Annotated in this window: 12 protein-coding genes; 4 read left to right on the forward strand and 8 right to left on the reverse strand. The window is 75.6% G+C overall.

Annotated features, from left to right (window positions below):
• Window positions 1-10 precede the first annotated feature (10 nt).
• On the reverse strand, window positions 11-937 hold the full coding sequence (locus ACWERV_RS21870; RefSeq protein ID WP_452935475.1) for a fructosamine kinase family protein: 927 nt from the start codon (window positions 935-937) through the stop codon (window positions 11-13).
• 160 nt (window positions 938-1,097) lie between these two features.
• Here ACWERV_RS21870 and ACWERV_RS21875 point away from each other — a divergent pair, with 160 nt between their 5' ends.
• Window positions 1,098-2,480, forward strand: a complete 1,383-nt coding sequence (locus ACWERV_RS21875) for an SMI1/KNR4 family protein (protein ID WP_452935478.1) — start codon at window positions 1,098-1,100, stop codon at window positions 2,478-2,480.
• Between the two features lie 46 nt (window positions 2,481-2,526).
• On the opposite strand, the gene pntB is transcribed toward ACWERV_RS21875, so the two are convergent.
• A complete protein-coding gene (gene pntB, locus ACWERV_RS21880) occupies window positions 2,527-3,933 on the reverse strand; it encodes a Re/Si-specific NAD(P)(+) transhydrogenase subunit beta (protein ID WP_398184171.1) in 1,407 nt (468 codons plus the stop codon).
• Between the two features lie 6 nt (window positions 3,934-3,939).
• Window positions 3,940-5,466 carry a Re/Si-specific NAD(P)(+) transhydrogenase subunit alpha gene (locus ACWERV_RS21885; protein ID WP_398184169.1) on the reverse strand — a complete coding sequence of 509 codons (1,527 nt, stop codon included), beginning with the start codon at window positions 5,464-5,466 and terminating at the stop codon, window positions 3,940-3,942.
• A 245-nt stretch (window positions 5,467-5,711) separates the two neighbouring features.
• On the opposite strand from ACWERV_RS21885, the gene ACWERV_RS21890 reads away from it, so the two are divergent.
• On the forward strand, window positions 5,712-7,229 hold the full coding sequence (locus ACWERV_RS21890) for a serine/threonine-protein kinase (RefSeq protein ID WP_452935482.1): 1,518 nt from the start codon (window positions 5,712-5,714) through the stop codon (window positions 7,227-7,229).
• Window positions 7,230-7,452: 223 nt separating this feature from the next.
• Window positions 7,453-8,691, forward strand: coding sequence for a threonine--tRNA ligase (gene thrS / locus ACWERV_RS21895; protein ID WP_452935485.1), 1,239 nt, complete (start codon window positions 7,453-7,455; stop codon window positions 8,689-8,691).
• 70 nt (window positions 8,692-8,761) lie between these two features.
• Here thrS and ACWERV_RS21900 read toward each other — a convergent pair whose 3' ends face one another.
• Window positions 8,762-9,205: a MarR family winged helix-turn-helix transcriptional regulator gene (locus ACWERV_RS21900; RefSeq protein WP_452935488.1), complete on the reverse strand. Its 444-nt coding sequence runs from the start codon at window positions 9,203-9,205 to the stop codon at window positions 8,762-8,764.
• Between the two features lie 132 nt (window positions 9,206-9,337).
• Here ACWERV_RS21900 and ACWERV_RS21905 point away from each other — a divergent pair, with 132 nt between their 5' ends.
• Window positions 9,338-10,312 carry an NAD-dependent epimerase/dehydratase family protein gene (locus ACWERV_RS21905; RefSeq protein ID WP_452935490.1) on the forward strand — a complete coding sequence of 325 codons (975 nt, stop codon included), beginning with the start codon at window positions 9,338-9,340 and terminating at the stop codon, window positions 10,310-10,312.
• A gap of 7 nt (window positions 10,313-10,319) precedes the next feature.
• Here the strand turns inward: ACWERV_RS21905 and ACWERV_RS21910 are convergent, their stop codons facing one another.
• From ACWERV_RS21910 to ACWERV_RS21925, 4 genes are all read right to left on the reverse strand, one after another.
• A complete protein-coding gene (locus tag ACWERV_RS21910) occupies window positions 10,320-11,579 on the reverse strand; it encodes an amidohydrolase (protein WP_452935493.1) in 1,260 nt (419 codons plus the stop codon).
• 121 nt (window positions 11,580-11,700) lie between these two features.
• Window positions 11,701-11,886, reverse strand: a complete 186-nt coding sequence (locus ACWERV_RS21915; protein ID WP_398184156.1) for a DUF6126 family protein — start codon at window positions 11,884-11,886, stop codon at window positions 11,701-11,703.
• A gap of 43 nt (window positions 11,887-11,929) precedes the next feature.
• Window positions 11,930-12,598, reverse strand: a complete 669-nt coding sequence (locus ACWERV_RS21920) for a helix-turn-helix domain-containing protein (protein ID WP_452935496.1) — start codon at window positions 12,596-12,598, stop codon at window positions 11,930-11,932.
• Between the two features lie 77 nt (window positions 12,599-12,675).
• Entirely contained in the window at window positions 12,676-13,668 is a 993-nt protein-coding gene (locus tag ACWERV_RS21925; RefSeq protein ID WP_452935499.1) for an NAD(P)/FAD-dependent oxidoreductase, read from the reverse strand.
• Window positions 13,669-13,824 lie beyond the last annotated feature (156 nt).

Consider the following 13,824-nt stretch of genomic DNA (forward strand, 5'->3'; position numbering starts at 1 on the left):
AGGGGCGCCCTCAGGCCGTGGTCGCCGGGCGGCTCTCGGCGGACGGCGACCCGGCGCCGCCCGGACGGCGGGCACGGAAGGGCGCGACGACCCCGCGCACGTAGCCGACCGCGTCCCAGCCGTCGACGCCGTGCGCCAGGGCGCTGAGCACCTCGCGCAGGTGCAGGACGGGCAGCCGCTCGCGCCATCCGTCGGCGAGCGGCGCCACCTCGGCGTAGGCGGTGAAGAAACGCTCGGAGGCGGGCGGCCGCGGCGAGCACCACAGCATGCTCAGCTCCGACTCCGCCCAGGTGTACGACACGGCGGGGTCGATCACCGCGACACCGCCGTCCGGTGCGCCCAGCACGTTGCCCGACCACAGGTCGCCGTGGTTGAGGCAGGCGGGCTGCTCGGGGACCAGCTCGGGCAGCCGCGCGCAGAGCCGTTCCACCGCCCGGCGGTCGTCCGCGTCCAGCCGGTCGTCGATGAACGGGAGCCAGTGCAGGACGCGGTGCTCGGCGAAGAACGCGTGGCCGTCGTCGGACCAGGTGTTGGCCTGCGGCAGCCGTCCGAGCCGGCCGTCGCGGTGCCAGCCGAACCGCTCGTGCACGGTCGTCGTGTGCATCCGCGCGACCGCCCGGCCCAGCTCCTCCCACGCCTCGCCGGTGTCCGGGAAGGCGGGGAAGGGCGCGAGCACCAGCAGCTCGGACGAGGCGAGCAGCACGTCGGGTGTGCGCAGGCCCGCCTCGCGCAGTACGCCGAGGCCCGCCGCCTCGATCGCGAAGAGGTCGGGTATCGCGGTGGTCACCGTCTTGGCGAAGATCTCGCGGCCCCCGGCGAGGGTGGCGACCCCGGCCTGCGCCACGGCCCCGCCCGCCGCGGCGCGCACCGCCTCGACGTCGAATCCGGCCGACAGCAGTCGCTCGCGCAGGAGCCGGGGCTCCGGGTGGTCCGTCATGCGGGCCAGCCTATTGCGGGGCCTGGAGAGCACCGGTGGGGGAGTGCCGGGGAGTGTCAGTGGCGGCTGTGACAATGGCGTTCAGCCGGTCGCAGCGTCCGGCCGCACCACACGAACGGCGCCGAGCGGCCGCCGTTCCCGCACGTCTCGGAGGCCGGGGATGCCCTCACCGCACGAATTCGCCACCTGGGAGCCGCTGCTGCGCGTCCTGCGGACCGACTGCCACGAGAAGTGGGAAGGGCCCGAAGGAGTGGTGAGCGGTCAGATAGGCCTGAGCGCCTGGAGCGTGCCGGTGCGCATGGCACCCTCGGCGCCCGGACGAGCGCTGCTCGTCGAGGACATGGCGGACGCGTTCGCGGCGGTGGAGGGCATCCAGCAGGCGCTGCGCGAGGCGGGCTGGCAGCACGTCGCCTTCACCGCGCAGCTGTCGCTCGCCGGATCCGCCGCGGTACGCGTGTTCGCGCCCAGCCCGGCCGCCGCAGCGGGGATCGGCACCCACGCCCCGTCGGCGCTGGTGTTCGTGGAGGGGGCCGTTCCCGAGCCGTGGCGGCGGCTGCCGGAGCCGGCGCCGGACGCCCGCCCGGCCGGGTCGGCGGACGCCGGGCTGGTGGAGCGCACCCTGCGGGAGCGGCTGCCGGACGCCGTGCCCGCCACCGGGGAGGAGATCGCCGAGGCCGAGCGGCGGCTCGGTCTCCCGCTGCCCGCCGAACTGCGCGCCGTCTACCGGGTGGTCCGCGGCCGGTGGTCGGACTTCCCCGACTACGAGTACGCCGAGCGGGTGTACGAGGCGGTCGGCGTCGAACTGCTGCCGCCGGAGCAGCTGTACGTCGCCGACGCCGCCTCGCGGCACTGGCACTGGGCGCACGCCGCGAGCCGGGCGGTGGTGACACCGCCGGAGGCGGCCGTGCAGGGGCTCCCGGGCTCGCCCGGCTGGATCGCCTTCGGCAGCAACGGCGGCGGGGACTACTACGCCGTCGACCTCACCCCCGGACCGCTCGGCCGCACCGGGCAGATCGTCTTCATCGGCCACGAGGAGGACACCGGCGCCGACCTGGAGGCCGACTCGCTCACCGACCTCGTGGTGCACCGCCGCCCGAGCAGCCACCCGCACCCGCGCGTGCACGCGGACCGGACGCCGGTGATCGCGCGCGTCAACCGCGGGAGCCTGCCGGACGTCGCGGCCGCGGTCCACCCCGACCTGGAAGTGCTGCAGATCGGCGTGCTGGACCGCCCCCCGGTGAGCCTCGCCCCCGTCACCGGGCTGCCGAAGCTGCGCACGCTCACCGCGTATCCGGGCACGCTCGCCGATCCGCTGGAGATATCCGGGCTGAAGGGCCTGGAGTTCCTGGAACTGGGGCCGGACGACTGGCGGGTGCTGCTGGACGCCGGCGCGGTGCCGAGCGGCCTGTCGGCGGCCGTCGTCATCGCCCACGGGCACGACCTCGCCGCGATGGTCGCGCTGAGCAACGAGCTGCTCGCGCTCTTCGGCCGCCCGCAGATCACCGACGAGGTGCTGCGCGGCGACCTCGGCCCGTTCACGTAGCGCGGCAGGCGGCGGCCCGCGCCGGGCCGCCGCCCCCCCCGTACGCTCACAGCGCGCGCAGGATGTCCTCGACCCGCTGCTTCGCGTCCCCGAACAGCATCTGGCTGTTGTCCCGGAAGAACAGCGGATTCTGCACGCCCGCGTAGCCGGGATTCATCGACCGCTTGAAGACGACGACGTTCTCCGCCTCCCACACCCGCAGCACGGGCATGCCCGCGATCGGGCTGCCGGGGTCGTCGACCGCGGCCGGGTTCACGGTGTCGTTGGCGCCGATGACCAGGACGACCGTGGTCTGCGCCAGGTCGTCGTTGATCTCGTCCATCTCCAGCACGATGTCGTACGGCACCTTCGCCTCGGCCAGCAGCACGTTCATGTGGCCCGGCAGCCGCCCGGCGACCGGGTGGATGCCGAAGCGCACCTCGACGCCCATCTCCCGCAGCCTGCGCGTCAGATCGGCCACCGGGTACTGCGCCTGCGCGACCGCCATGCCGTAGCCGGGGGTGATGACGACCGACCGGGCGTCCTTGAGCAGCTTGGCGGTGCCGGACGCGTCGATCTCGCGGTGCTCGCCGTAGTCGGTGGTGTCGGCCGGACCCGTCTCGACGCCGAAGCCGCCCGCGATGACCGACAGGAACGAGCGGTTCATCGCCGTGCACATGATGTACGACAGGTACGCACCCGACGAGCCGACCAGCGCGCCCGTCACGATCAGCAGGTTGTTGTCGAGCAGGAAGCCGGAGGCGGCCGCCGCCCACCCCGAGTAGCTGTTGAGCATCGACACCACGACGGGCATGTCGCCGCCGCCGATCGACGCCACCAAGTGCAGGCCGAGGGCCAGCGCCACCGCCGTCACGGCGACCAGCAGACCCACGTCGGGGGAGACCACGAAGGCGACGGTCAGGCCCGCGAAGGCGGCGAGCGCCCCCAGGTTGAGCAGGTTGCGGCCGGGCAGCATGAGCGGGCTGGACCGGATGCGCGCTGACAGCTTGAGGAAGGCGATGATCGAGCCGGTGAAGGTCACCGCGCCGATGAACACGCCGACGAAGACCTCGGCGTGGTGGATGCGCAGCAGGTCGGCGGCGATCTCGTGCTGCCCGGAGCCCTTGGCCTCGACGTCCAGGTAGCCGTTCCAGCCGACCAGCACCGCGGCCAGGCCGACGAAGCTGTGCAGTATCGCGATGAGTTCCGGCATGCCGGTCATCTCGACCCGGCGGGCCCGCCACAGTCCGATGCCGGCGCCGACGACCATGGCGCCGACCAGCAGCCCCATGCCGGTGGCGGCGATGCTGCGCGAGGCCAGCCCGATCGTCGCGGCCAGCGCGATGGCCATGCCGGCGATGCCGTAGACCACGCCGGAGCGGGACGTCTCGTGCCGGGACAGCCCGGCGAGGGAGAGGATGAAGAGCAGCGCGGCGACGACGTAGGCCGCCTGCGCGGCGGTCGATGCGGTCATGGCGGCTCAGTCCTTCGCGAACATCGACAGCATGCGCCGCGTCACCGCGAAGCCGCCGAAGATGTTGATCGACGCCAGCAGGACAGCGGCGAAGGCCAGCACGGTGACCGCGGTGTGCGCGTGCCCGATCTGCAGCATCGCGCCGACCACGATGATCCCGGAGATCGCGTTCGTCACCGACATCAGCGGGGTGTGCAGCGCGTGGTGCACATGGCCGATGACGTAGTAGCCGATCACGATGGCCAGCACGAAGACCGTGAGGTTGCCGATCAGCTGCTGCGGGGCGAAGGCCGTCGCGAGGAACAGCAGCGCCGCCCCGAGGCCCACCACCGCGTACCGGCGGGCGGCCGTCGCGCGGCGGCTGCGGACGGGCGCGGGCGGCGGCGCGGCGGGCGGCGGAGCCGCGGGCTGCGGCGCGGCGGACACCTGCACCGGCGGGGGCGGCCAGGTCGTCTCGCCGCCGCGCGTCACGGTGACCGAGCGCTGCACGACGTCGTCGAGGTCCAGCACCAGCTGCCCGTCCTTGCCGGGCGTCAGCAGCTTCAGCAGGTTGACCAGGTTGGTCCCGTACAACTGCGAGGCCTGCGCGGGCAGCCGCGAGGCGAGGTCGGTGAACCCGACGACGGTGACCTGGTTCTCGGTGACGACCGTCTCGCCCGCGACCGATCCGGCGACGTTGCCGCCCTGCGCCGCGGCCATGTCCACGATCACGCTGCCGGGCCGCATGGCGGCCACCATCTCCTCGGTGACCAGCCGCGGCGCCGGGCGGCCCGGGATGAGAGCGGTCGTGACGAGGATGTCGGTGTCCGGCAGGGTCTGCGCGTAGAGGGCGGCGGCGCGAGTGTTGTAGTCGTCGGACATCTCCTTGGCATAGCCGGTCGAGCTGACCTCGACGTCCGCCGACTCCACCGCCAGGTACTCGCCGCCCAGCGACCTGACCTGGTCGGCGACCTCCGGGCGCGGATCGGTGGCCCGCACCACCGCGCCGAGACTGCCCGCCGCGCCGATCGCCGCGAGCCCCGCCACGCCCGCGCCGGCCACCAGCACCTTGGCGGGCGGCACCTTGCCGGCGGCGGTGACCTGGCCGGTGAAAAATCGCCCGAAGGCGTGAGCGGCCTCGATCACCGCGCGGTAACCCGCGATGTTGGCCATGGAGCTGAGCACATCCATCGACTGGGCACGCGAGATGCGCGGCACCGCGTCCATCGCGAGCGCCGTCACCCCCGCCCGCGCCAGCGCCTCCAGCAGCTCCGGGTGCTGCGCGGGCGCCAGCAGGCAGACCAGCACCGCACCCTCGCGCAGCAGCGCGATCTCCTCCTGCGTGGGGGCGTCGACCGCCAGCACGACGTCCGCGCCCCACACGTGCGTCCGGTCCCCGATCGAGGCCCCGGCCTCCCGGTAGGCGTCGTCGCCGATGCTGGCGGCGAGCCCCGCACCGGACTCCACCACCACCTCGTAGCCGAGACCGCGCAGTTGAGCGACCGTCACCGCGGTGGCCGCCACCCGTGTCTCCCCGTCGCGTGCTTCGGACACGACGCCCACTCGTTGACCTTGCTGACTCACACTGGGTCCTCTCTGGTCGGGGTTCCACCTCGGCCGAGGCGGTGACTTCCCGGGACTGCCCGCAGAGCAGCCGCGGTTCGGGCCCGGCCCGCGCCGCGGGCAGGACACGGCACGGCAGAACCGCATGATCCCGCCCCGGGCGCGGGCGCACCACAGTGCGATCGCCGTACGCCCGCGCTCCGACCCGTAGTCTGGGGCCGACGCGGGAGGGGTGCGTGGAACGGATCGGCACATACGGGGTCGTGCGCAAGCTCGGCGAAGGCGGCATGGGCACGGTGTGGCTGGCGAAATCGCGCGGCGGGCGGCTGGTGGCGGTGAAACTCGTCCGGCCCGAACTGGCCGGCGACCCCGCCTTCCGGGCCCGCTTCCGCGCCGAGGTGGCCGCCGCCCGCAGCGTCGGCGGCTTCCACACCGCGCCGGTCGTCGACGCCGACCCGGAGGCCGCCGAACCATGGCTCGCCACCGCGTACGTCCCCGGGCCGACGCTGGGCCGGCTGCTCGCCGCCGAGGGGCCGATGGACGAGCCGCGGCTGCGCGAGCTGGGGGCCGCGCTCGCCGAGGCCCTCCAGGCGATCCACCGCTGCGGGCTGGTCCACCGCGACCTCAAGCCCGGGAACATCGTCATGGCCGCGGACGGGCCGCGCGTGCTCGACTTCGGCATCGCCCGCGCGATGGACGACGCGCGCCTCACCACGACCGGCACGGCCTTCGGCACGCCCGGCTTCCTCGCGCCCGAGCAGGCCGAGGGCCACGACGTCGGCCCGGCCGCCGACGTCTTCGCCTTCGGCGCGGTGCTCGTCGCGGCCGCGGGCGGCAGCGCCTTCGGCGGCGGCACCCCGGTCGCGCAGATCTACCGCTCCGTGCACGGTGACCCGGACCTCTCCGCGATCCCGGACGGGCTGCGCGCCCTGGTCGCCGCGTGCCTGGCGAAGTCACCGCAGTGGCGTCCCACCACGGACGAGCTGCTGGACCGGCTCAGCCCGCTGGACGCCCCGCCCGCCCCTCCCGCCGCGCCGACGTCGTACCCGCTCGCGCCGCCACGCGAGCGCGACACGCCGGTGCCGCCCGGCTCCGCGGCGGGCGAACGCGACACGCCCGTGCCGCCCGGACCCGGTACGGGGGAGCAGGGGACCCCGGTGCCCGACGCCGCGCCGGGCCTCCCGCGGCAGGGCGCCCCGGCCGCGGGGCCGCCGCCGGGGTCCGGGGCCGCGCCGCCGCCCCTTCCGCCGCCGCCCGCGTACCCGCCGTCGGCGTACGGGGCCGGGTCCGTGTCCGCCGCGCCGGTGCCGCCGTACACCGCGGGGCAGCCGTACGGCAGCGGGCCCGGGTACACCGCCGGGCCGCCGTACGGGCCGGGGGCCGTGCCGGGCGCCGGTGCGCTGCCGCCGTCGCCGTACGGGCCGGGGGCGCCGCTGCCGCCGCCGGGGGCGGGCGCGGGACAGCCGGGGATGCCCGAATTCCTCGCCATGGACCGCAAGAACGCCGTCGTCCTCGACTCCGCGGGCGTGTCGCTGGGCACCGACGGCCAGGTCGTGGAAGTGCCCTGGCACGCCGTCGACTTCGCCTGGTGCGAACGGGCCGCCGGACGCGGCCACACCCTCCTGGTGGGCGTGTCGCTGCGCGACGGCACCGTCTTCTCCTGCGCGGTCACCACCCGCCGACCCGCCGAACTGGAGTCCTGGATCGCGCGGTTCGACGCCACCTTGCACTACTACAGCCCGGAGGAGGACTGAGCCGAGGGCGGGGCGGGGCGGCAGCGGAAGGGGCGGCGGAAAACCGGGTGCCGCCGCCGGTACGTACGCGCTAGCGTGCGCCGCATGAGAAGCCACGGTCGCACGACGACGCCGGAGTACGTCCCGGCGCGCTGACCGATGTCCGTGAGCGAAGCCCCGGGGCGGGTGCCCCGGGGCTTCGCCGTGCCGCCACCCGCCTCGCCGTCCGCGAGGGAGACCCGCGATGCACGACCACCGCAAGCTCGGCCGCGAACTCGGCCTGTTCGACACCGACCCGCTCGTCGGCGCCGGGCTGCCCTACTGGCTGCCCGCCGGCGCCGCCGTCCGGCACGAGCTGGAGACCTACGTCCGCGAGGAGGAGCGCCGCGCCGGCTACCGGCACGTCCACTCGCCCGTGCTCGGCAAGCGCGAGCTGTACGAGCTGTCCGGCCACTGGTCGCACTACAGCGACGACATGTTCCCGCCCATGGACCTCGGCGGCGAACAACTGGTGCTGCGCCCGAGCCTGTGCCCGCACCACGCGCTGATCTACCGCCACCGCGCCCGCAGCCACCGCGAACTCCCGCTGCGCATCGCCGAGCTGGGCGGCATGTACCGCGCGGAGCTCTCCGGCGTCCTCGGCGGCCTGACCCGGGTGCGCGCCATCCAGCTCAACGACGCGCACATCTTCTGCACCCTCGACCAGGCCGCCGCCGAGGCCCGCACCGCGCTGGGGATGATCGCCCGCGCGCACCGGGTGCTGGGCATCGAGCCCGTGCGCCACCGGCTGTCGCTCGCCGGGCCCGGCGGCGGTTACGTCGGCGACGCCGGCATGTGGCGCCGGGCCGAGGCGCTGCTCGTCGAGGCGCTGGAGGCCGCCGGGCTGGAGTACGAGGCGGCGGAGGGCGAGGCCGCGTTCTACGGGCCCAAGATCGACGTCCAGGTCGCCGACCCCGCCGGGCGGGAGAGCACCCTGTCCACCGTCCAGATCGACTTCCACCAGCCCGAGCGCTTCGGCCTGGAGTACGTGGGCCCGGACGGCCGCAGGCACCGCCCCGTGATGGTCCACCGCAGCGTGATCGGCAGCGTCGAGCGAGCCGTCGCCCATCTCGTCGAGCGGCACGGCGGCGCCTTCCCCGGCTGGCTCGCCCCCGTCCAGGTGGCGCTGCTGCCGCTGGGCGAGGCCGAGGTGCCGTACGCCGAGCGGCTGCTCGACCACTGCCTCGCGCAGGGGCTGCGCGCCGAGGTCGCCCACCCGGACCGGGGCACCCTCGGCGCCCGGGTACGCGCGGCGCGCCTCGTTCCCTGGCAGGCCGTGCTCGGCCCGCGCGAGGCCGCCGACGGCTCCGCGGCGCTGCGGCTGCGCGACGGGCGCCGGATCGCCGCGCTCCCGGCGGATGACGCGGTGGCCCGTGTCGCGGCCCTGGTCCGGGCGCGCACCGCGGAGCTGTGGGAGGACGGCGGAGCGGTACACGCGGGGTGAGGGCGTCCCGGGGGCCGTGCGTCCGGACGTGCCGCGGCCCCGGCTCGGGGCGGCGGGTGCCGGTGGCCGGTCAGGCGGGGCCGTCGTAGAAGGCCACGTCCCGGAGCGCGGTACGGAAGCCGGCCGAGTCCGCGGCGGTGAGCGGGGCCAGGAAGCGGCGCTCGGCCTCGTCGCTCGCGGCGGAGGCGTCGCGCAGGGTGCCGGTGCCCTGCGCGGTCAGGACGACGACGTTGCGGCGCCGGTCGGCCGGGTCGGGGCGGCGGGCCACCAGGCCCTTGCTTTCCAGGGTGTCGAGGAAGGCGACCATCGTGGTGCGGTCGACGCCGAGGCGGGCGGCGGCCCGCTGCTGGGAGGAGGGGGTCTCCTGCCCGGCGAGTACCAGGAGCACGGCCAGTTCGCGGCCGCTGATACCGAAGGGCGCGAGCGCCTCGGCGTTGAGGGCGGCGAGCCTGGCCTGAGCGTGCTTCAGGAGGTGGCCGAGCCGGCCGTGCAGCTCGGGAGCTGTGGTGGACATCCCCGAACCTTACAGTTAGCGTGATCGTCAGTGCTGCTGACGATCACCTGTCCTGACGGTCAGGCGGCGCTGCACGCCATTGGCGACCCACCCGCACCTCCCACCTCCCCCCTCCCGAACGGAGCGCCACGGATGATCCTCGTCACGGGCGGGCTCGGCTTCATCGGCTCGCACACCGCCCGCGCCCTGCTCGACCTCGGCGCGTCCTGCGTCCTGGTCCAGCGTCGCCCGCCGGGCCCTCCCCCCGCCCTGCTCACCGAGGCCCGCGGCGCCGCCCGCGTCCACGTCGAGCAGGCCGACCTCGCCGACACCGAGGCCCTGCGCCGTGTCGCCGCCCGCCACGGCGTCACCGGCGTCGTCCACCTCGCCCCCTCCGCCCCCTGGCCCCCGGGCGCTTCCGCCCCGGTCGAGGCGGCCCGGGACGCGCTCGCCGGTCTGCTCAACGTCGTCCAGGTGGCGGCCGAACGGCAGGTCTCCCGGGTCGTCGTCGCGAGCACCATCGGCGTCTACGCCGGAACCGCCGCCACCGCCGGGCCGCTGCGCGAGGACCTGCCGCTGCCGATGGGGGCCGGGCACGTCATCCCGACGTTCAAGAAGGTCGGCGAGCTGCTCGCCGCCCACCTCGGCGAGGCCACCGGCGTCGAGGTCGTCAGCGCGCGGATCGCCGGTGTCTGGGGGCCGCTGGGGCGGCCGGTGTCGCCCTTCTTCGCGCTGCCGCAGCTCGTGCACGCCGCCGCCCGGGGCGTCGCGCCCGACCTCTCCGCGCTGCATGCCCCGCCGCGCGCCGGGCAGGGCGCCGACCTGGTCCACGCCGCGGACTGCGGCCGCGCGCTCGCCCTGCTCCAGCTCGCGCCGCGGCTCGGCCACCGCACGTACAACGTCGCCTCCGGCCGGATCACCACCTACGCGGAGGTCCTGGAGGTGCTGGCCCGGCTCGCCCCGCAGGTGCCGCTCGCGCTGCCGCCGGGGCGCGATCCGGCGGCGGGTCCCGACGTCCGGCTGGACGTCACGCGGCTGCGCGAGGACACCGGCTACGCGCCCGGGTACGACACGGCGGGCGGCCTCGCCGACTACCTGGCCTGGCTCCGGGCGGGCAACCCCCGCTGAGCCGCCGTCAGGACGCGTCCCGTACCGCGAGGCGCCCCAGCGCCGCCACCGTGAGGGCCTCCACACCCGTGGTGAGCGTCGGCTGGACCACCGGCGCGAACTCGGGGGAGTGGTTGCTGGGCAGCTGGTCCATCCGGCCCTCCTGGAAGGCGGCCATCGTGGCCGCGGCGTCGGTGCCGCCCCAGAACCAGAAGACCGTCGGCACCCCCGCGGCCTCGCCGAACAGGCCGACGTCCTCGCTCGCGGCGATCGGCGGCAGCGGCAGCATCCGGTCGGCGCCGAAGTGCGCGGCCAGGTCGGCGGCCACCGCGCGTGTCGCGTCGGGTTCGCTGACCAGGACCGGCGCGCCGGGGGCCCAGCTGATCTCCGGCGGCCGGGGCGCGCCGCTGGCGGCGGCCTCGGCGTGGACGATCCGCTCGATTGCCTCGACGACCAGCCGCCGCACCTCCGGGGTGTAGGACCGGACGCTGATGCCCAGCCGTGCGGTGTCCGGGATGATGTTCTCCTTGGTGCCCGCCTGGAGCCGCCCCACCGTGACCACCGCGGTCTCGGCGGCCGGCACCTCGCGCGCCACGATGCCCTGCAGCCGCACCACGATCGAGGCGGCCATCAGCACCGGGTCGACGGTCGCCTCGGGGCGGGAGCCGTGGCCGCCGCGGCCGAACAGCCGCACGTCGGCCACGTCGGCGCCCGCCATCACCGCGCCCTCGCGGTGGCCGACGAAGCCCGCGGGCAGCGGCCCGACGTGCTGGCCCAGCACGATCGACGGCTTGGGGAAGCGCTCCAGGAGCCCGTCCTCGATCATCGCCCTGGCCCCGGACATCAGCTCCTCCGCGGGCTGGAAGACCGCGACGACCGTGCCCGACCACCGCGCCCGCAGCCGTGCCAGCACGGCCACCGCCCCGGCCAGCGCCGCGACGTGCATGTCGTGGCCGCAGGCGTGCGCGACGGGCACGCTCTCGCCGTCGGGGCCGGTCGCGAAGACCTCGGAGGCGTAGGGGAGGCCGGTGTTCTCGCGCACCGGCAGCGCGTCCATGTCGGCCCGCAGCATCACCACCGGACCCGGCCCGTTGTGCAGCACCCCGACCACGCCCGTGCCGCCGACCCCTTCGGTCACCTCGTAGCCCGCCGTCTCGAGGGCCTGCGCGGCCTTGGCGGCGGTGCGGCGCTCCTGGCCGGACAGCTCGGGGTGGCGGTGCAGGTCCTCGTAGAGCGCTTCGAGGTCCGGCAGGAGGTCGGTCCGCCAGGTGTCGTCGGGCAGCGCCATCGGATCCCCTTCCCGTGGGCCGCCCGCGGTCGGGCGGCGCGGTTGCTGCCGACCATTCGACCATGTCAGCGCCCCGCGGACAGCCGCGGGGCGCTGACATGGCGCGGGGACGGGGGAGGGGTCAGTTCTTGCCGGCGATGGTGAAGAGGAAGTAGAGGTAGGCGGCGAGGCCGTGCGCGACGACCACGTAGACCAGCACCCGCAGGACGACGCCGCGCTGCTTGCGGCGCTCGGTGCCGTTCGTGGTGGGGACGACGGCGGGGGTGAGCGGGCGGACGTCGTGCGGGGTGCCGTCGGTGGTGGTCATGTCCTGCTCCTCCAAGGTGCCGGGGTGCCCGGCGTCATGTGCCTCAGTGGGTGGTGGGTCCGCGGTGTGCCGCGGGAGTACGGGACGACGGGGCGCCGACACACAGGGCCGACGTCTCGCTCTGCATGAGCGTGTGGACGAACAGCACGTCGGCCCCGGAGCCGCCGACCGCCGCGAGGCGGTGCGGCACGAGCGAGTCGAAGTGCGCGGAGTCGCCCGGCGCCAGCGTGTGGACGCGCTCGCCGAGGGTCAGCTCCAGCGTGCCGCCGGTGACGAACAGCCACTCCTCGCCGGGGTGCACGCGCACCAGCGCGCGCTGCGCGCCCGCCTCGGCCGGGATGTGCAGCCGCAGCGCCTGCATGGCCCGCCCGTTGCCGCCGGCCCGCCAGTACGTCCAGCCTCCGGCGGGCACCGCGGCGGCGGTGGCACCGCGTACGATGGGGTCGGGCTCACCCGCGGTCTCGCCGAGCAGGTCCGAGACGGTGGTGCCGTACATCCGGGCGAGCCCGAGCAGCACCGGGAGCGACGGGTGGCGCAGCCCGGACTCCAGCCGCGACAGGTGCGCGGCGGACAGTCCGGCGCGGGCGGCGGCGTTCTCCAGCGTCAGGCCCGCCGCCTGCCGCAGGTCCCGCAGCCGCGGGGCCAGGACCAGGTCGTCGCCGGGTGCTGTGGCCGCGGTCGGTGCGGGGGCCGGGTGGTCGGTGGCTGCCATGGGTCCATGGAACAGCAGTGCGTGCCTCTGGGGCAAAAAGTTTGCCCCAGAGGCAAAAAGCCCTCGTTCGCCGGTGACTACGCCCCGGCAGCCGCGCGGGCCGCCTCCACCGCTCGCCGGGTGTCGGCCTCGACGAGGTCGGCGTTGACCGCCGCGCCCGCGCGCACCCCGGCGGCAGCCGCGCCGATGACCTGCTCCACCGGGTTGGCGACATTGCCGGCGACCCACACGCCCGGCACGTCCGTGGCGCCCGTCGGGTCGGCGGGGATACGGGTGCCGATCGACAGCCCGCCCATCTGCACCTCCTCCGCCGCCAGGCCGAGGCCGTCCAGGACCGCCGAGTTGGCGGTGAGACGGGTGGCGACGGCCAGCGCGTCGACGCCGACCCGCCGCCCGCCGGCCAGCTCGGCGGCGGTGAGCCGGCCGTTCTCCGCGACGATCCGGGTGACCTCGCCGTCGACGACCGCGATGCCGCGCGCCGCCAGCCGCTCGTACGCCTCGTCGTCGGGTTCGGGCGCGGTGTGCAGGAAGAGGGTCACGTGCTGGGTCCACTGCCGCCACAGCAGCGCCTGGTGCACGGCCAGCGGCGAGGTGCCGAGCACGCCCACGGCGCGGTCGCGCACCTCCCAGCCGTGGCAGTAGGGGCAGTGCAGCACGCCGTGGCCCCACTGCTCGGCCAGGCCCGGGACGGCGGGCAGCTCGTCGGTCAGGCCGGTGGTGACCAGCAGCCGGGCCGCGGTCAGGACGGTCCCGTCGTCGAGCGTGACCCGGAAACCCCCGTCCGCGGTGCGCTCGGCGGCGGTGGCGGTGCCCTGCCGGATCCCGCCGCCGTATCCGCGTACCTCCGCGCGTCCGGCGGCGAGCAGTTCGGCGGGCGGGGTGCCCTCGCGGGCGAGGTAGGTGTGGACGCCGGACGCGGGCGCGTTGCGCGGCCGGCCGGCGTCGATCACCAGGACGGAGCGGCGGGCGCGGGCGAGCGTCGCGGCCGCGGCGAGTCCCGCGGCGCCACCGCCGATCACCAGGACCTCGTGGTGGGCGGCGGGGCTGTCGTACGGATGGGTGTGCGTCATGTCAGGTGCCTCCTCGCCCGCGATCGTCGGCGCAGGCCGCCCGGAACGGCAAATGCCGGTGCCGTTCCGGCAACACGGGGCAGGTCCGCGGAGGTGCCCGGCACGGGTGGGGGCGTACGCCGTCCGGTTCGCGCCGGGTGCGCGCTCCCGCACGCC

The sequence above is a fragment of the Streptomyces sp. NPDC004031 genome, from assembly GCF_053604375.1.

Bases quoted from the DNA above. Each gene is read 5' to 3' on its own strand.
- ACWERV_RS21870 (WP_452935475.1), bottom strand. From the start codon at position 937: ATGACGGACCACCCGGAGCCCCGGCTCCTGCGCGAGCGACTGCTGTCG.
- ACWERV_RS21875 (WP_452935478.1), top strand. From the start codon at position 1,098: ATGCCCTCACCGCACGAATTCGCCACCTGGGAGCCGCTGCTGCGCGTC.
- pntB (WP_398184171.1), bottom strand. From the start codon at position 3,933: ATGACCGCATCGACCGCCGCGCAGGCGGCCTACGTCGTCGCCGCGCTG.
- thrS (WP_452935485.1), top strand. From the start codon at position 7,453: ATGCACGACCACCGCAAGCTCGGCCGCGAACTCGGCCTGTTCGACACC.
- ACWERV_RS21900 (WP_452935488.1), bottom strand. From the start codon at position 9,205: ATGTCCACCACAGCTCCCGAGCTGCACGGCCGGCTCGGCCACCTCCTG.
- ACWERV_RS21905 (WP_452935490.1), top strand. From the start codon at position 9,338: ATGATCCTCGTCACGGGCGGGCTCGGCTTCATCGGCTCGCACACCGCC.
- ACWERV_RS21910 (WP_452935493.1), bottom strand. From the start codon at position 11,579: ATGGCGCTGCCCGACGACACCTGGCGGACCGACCTCCTGCCGGACCTC.
- ACWERV_RS21915 (WP_398184156.1), bottom strand. From the start codon at position 11,886: ATGACCACCACCGACGGCACCCCGCACGACGTCCGCCCGCTCACCCCC.
- ACWERV_RS21920 (WP_452935496.1), bottom strand. From the start codon at position 12,598: ATGGCAGCCACCGACCACCCGGCCCCCGCACCGACCGCGGCCACAGCA.
- ACWERV_RS21925 (WP_452935499.1), bottom strand. From the start codon at position 13,668: ATGACGCACACCCATCCGTACGACAGCCCCGCCGCCCACCACGAGGTC.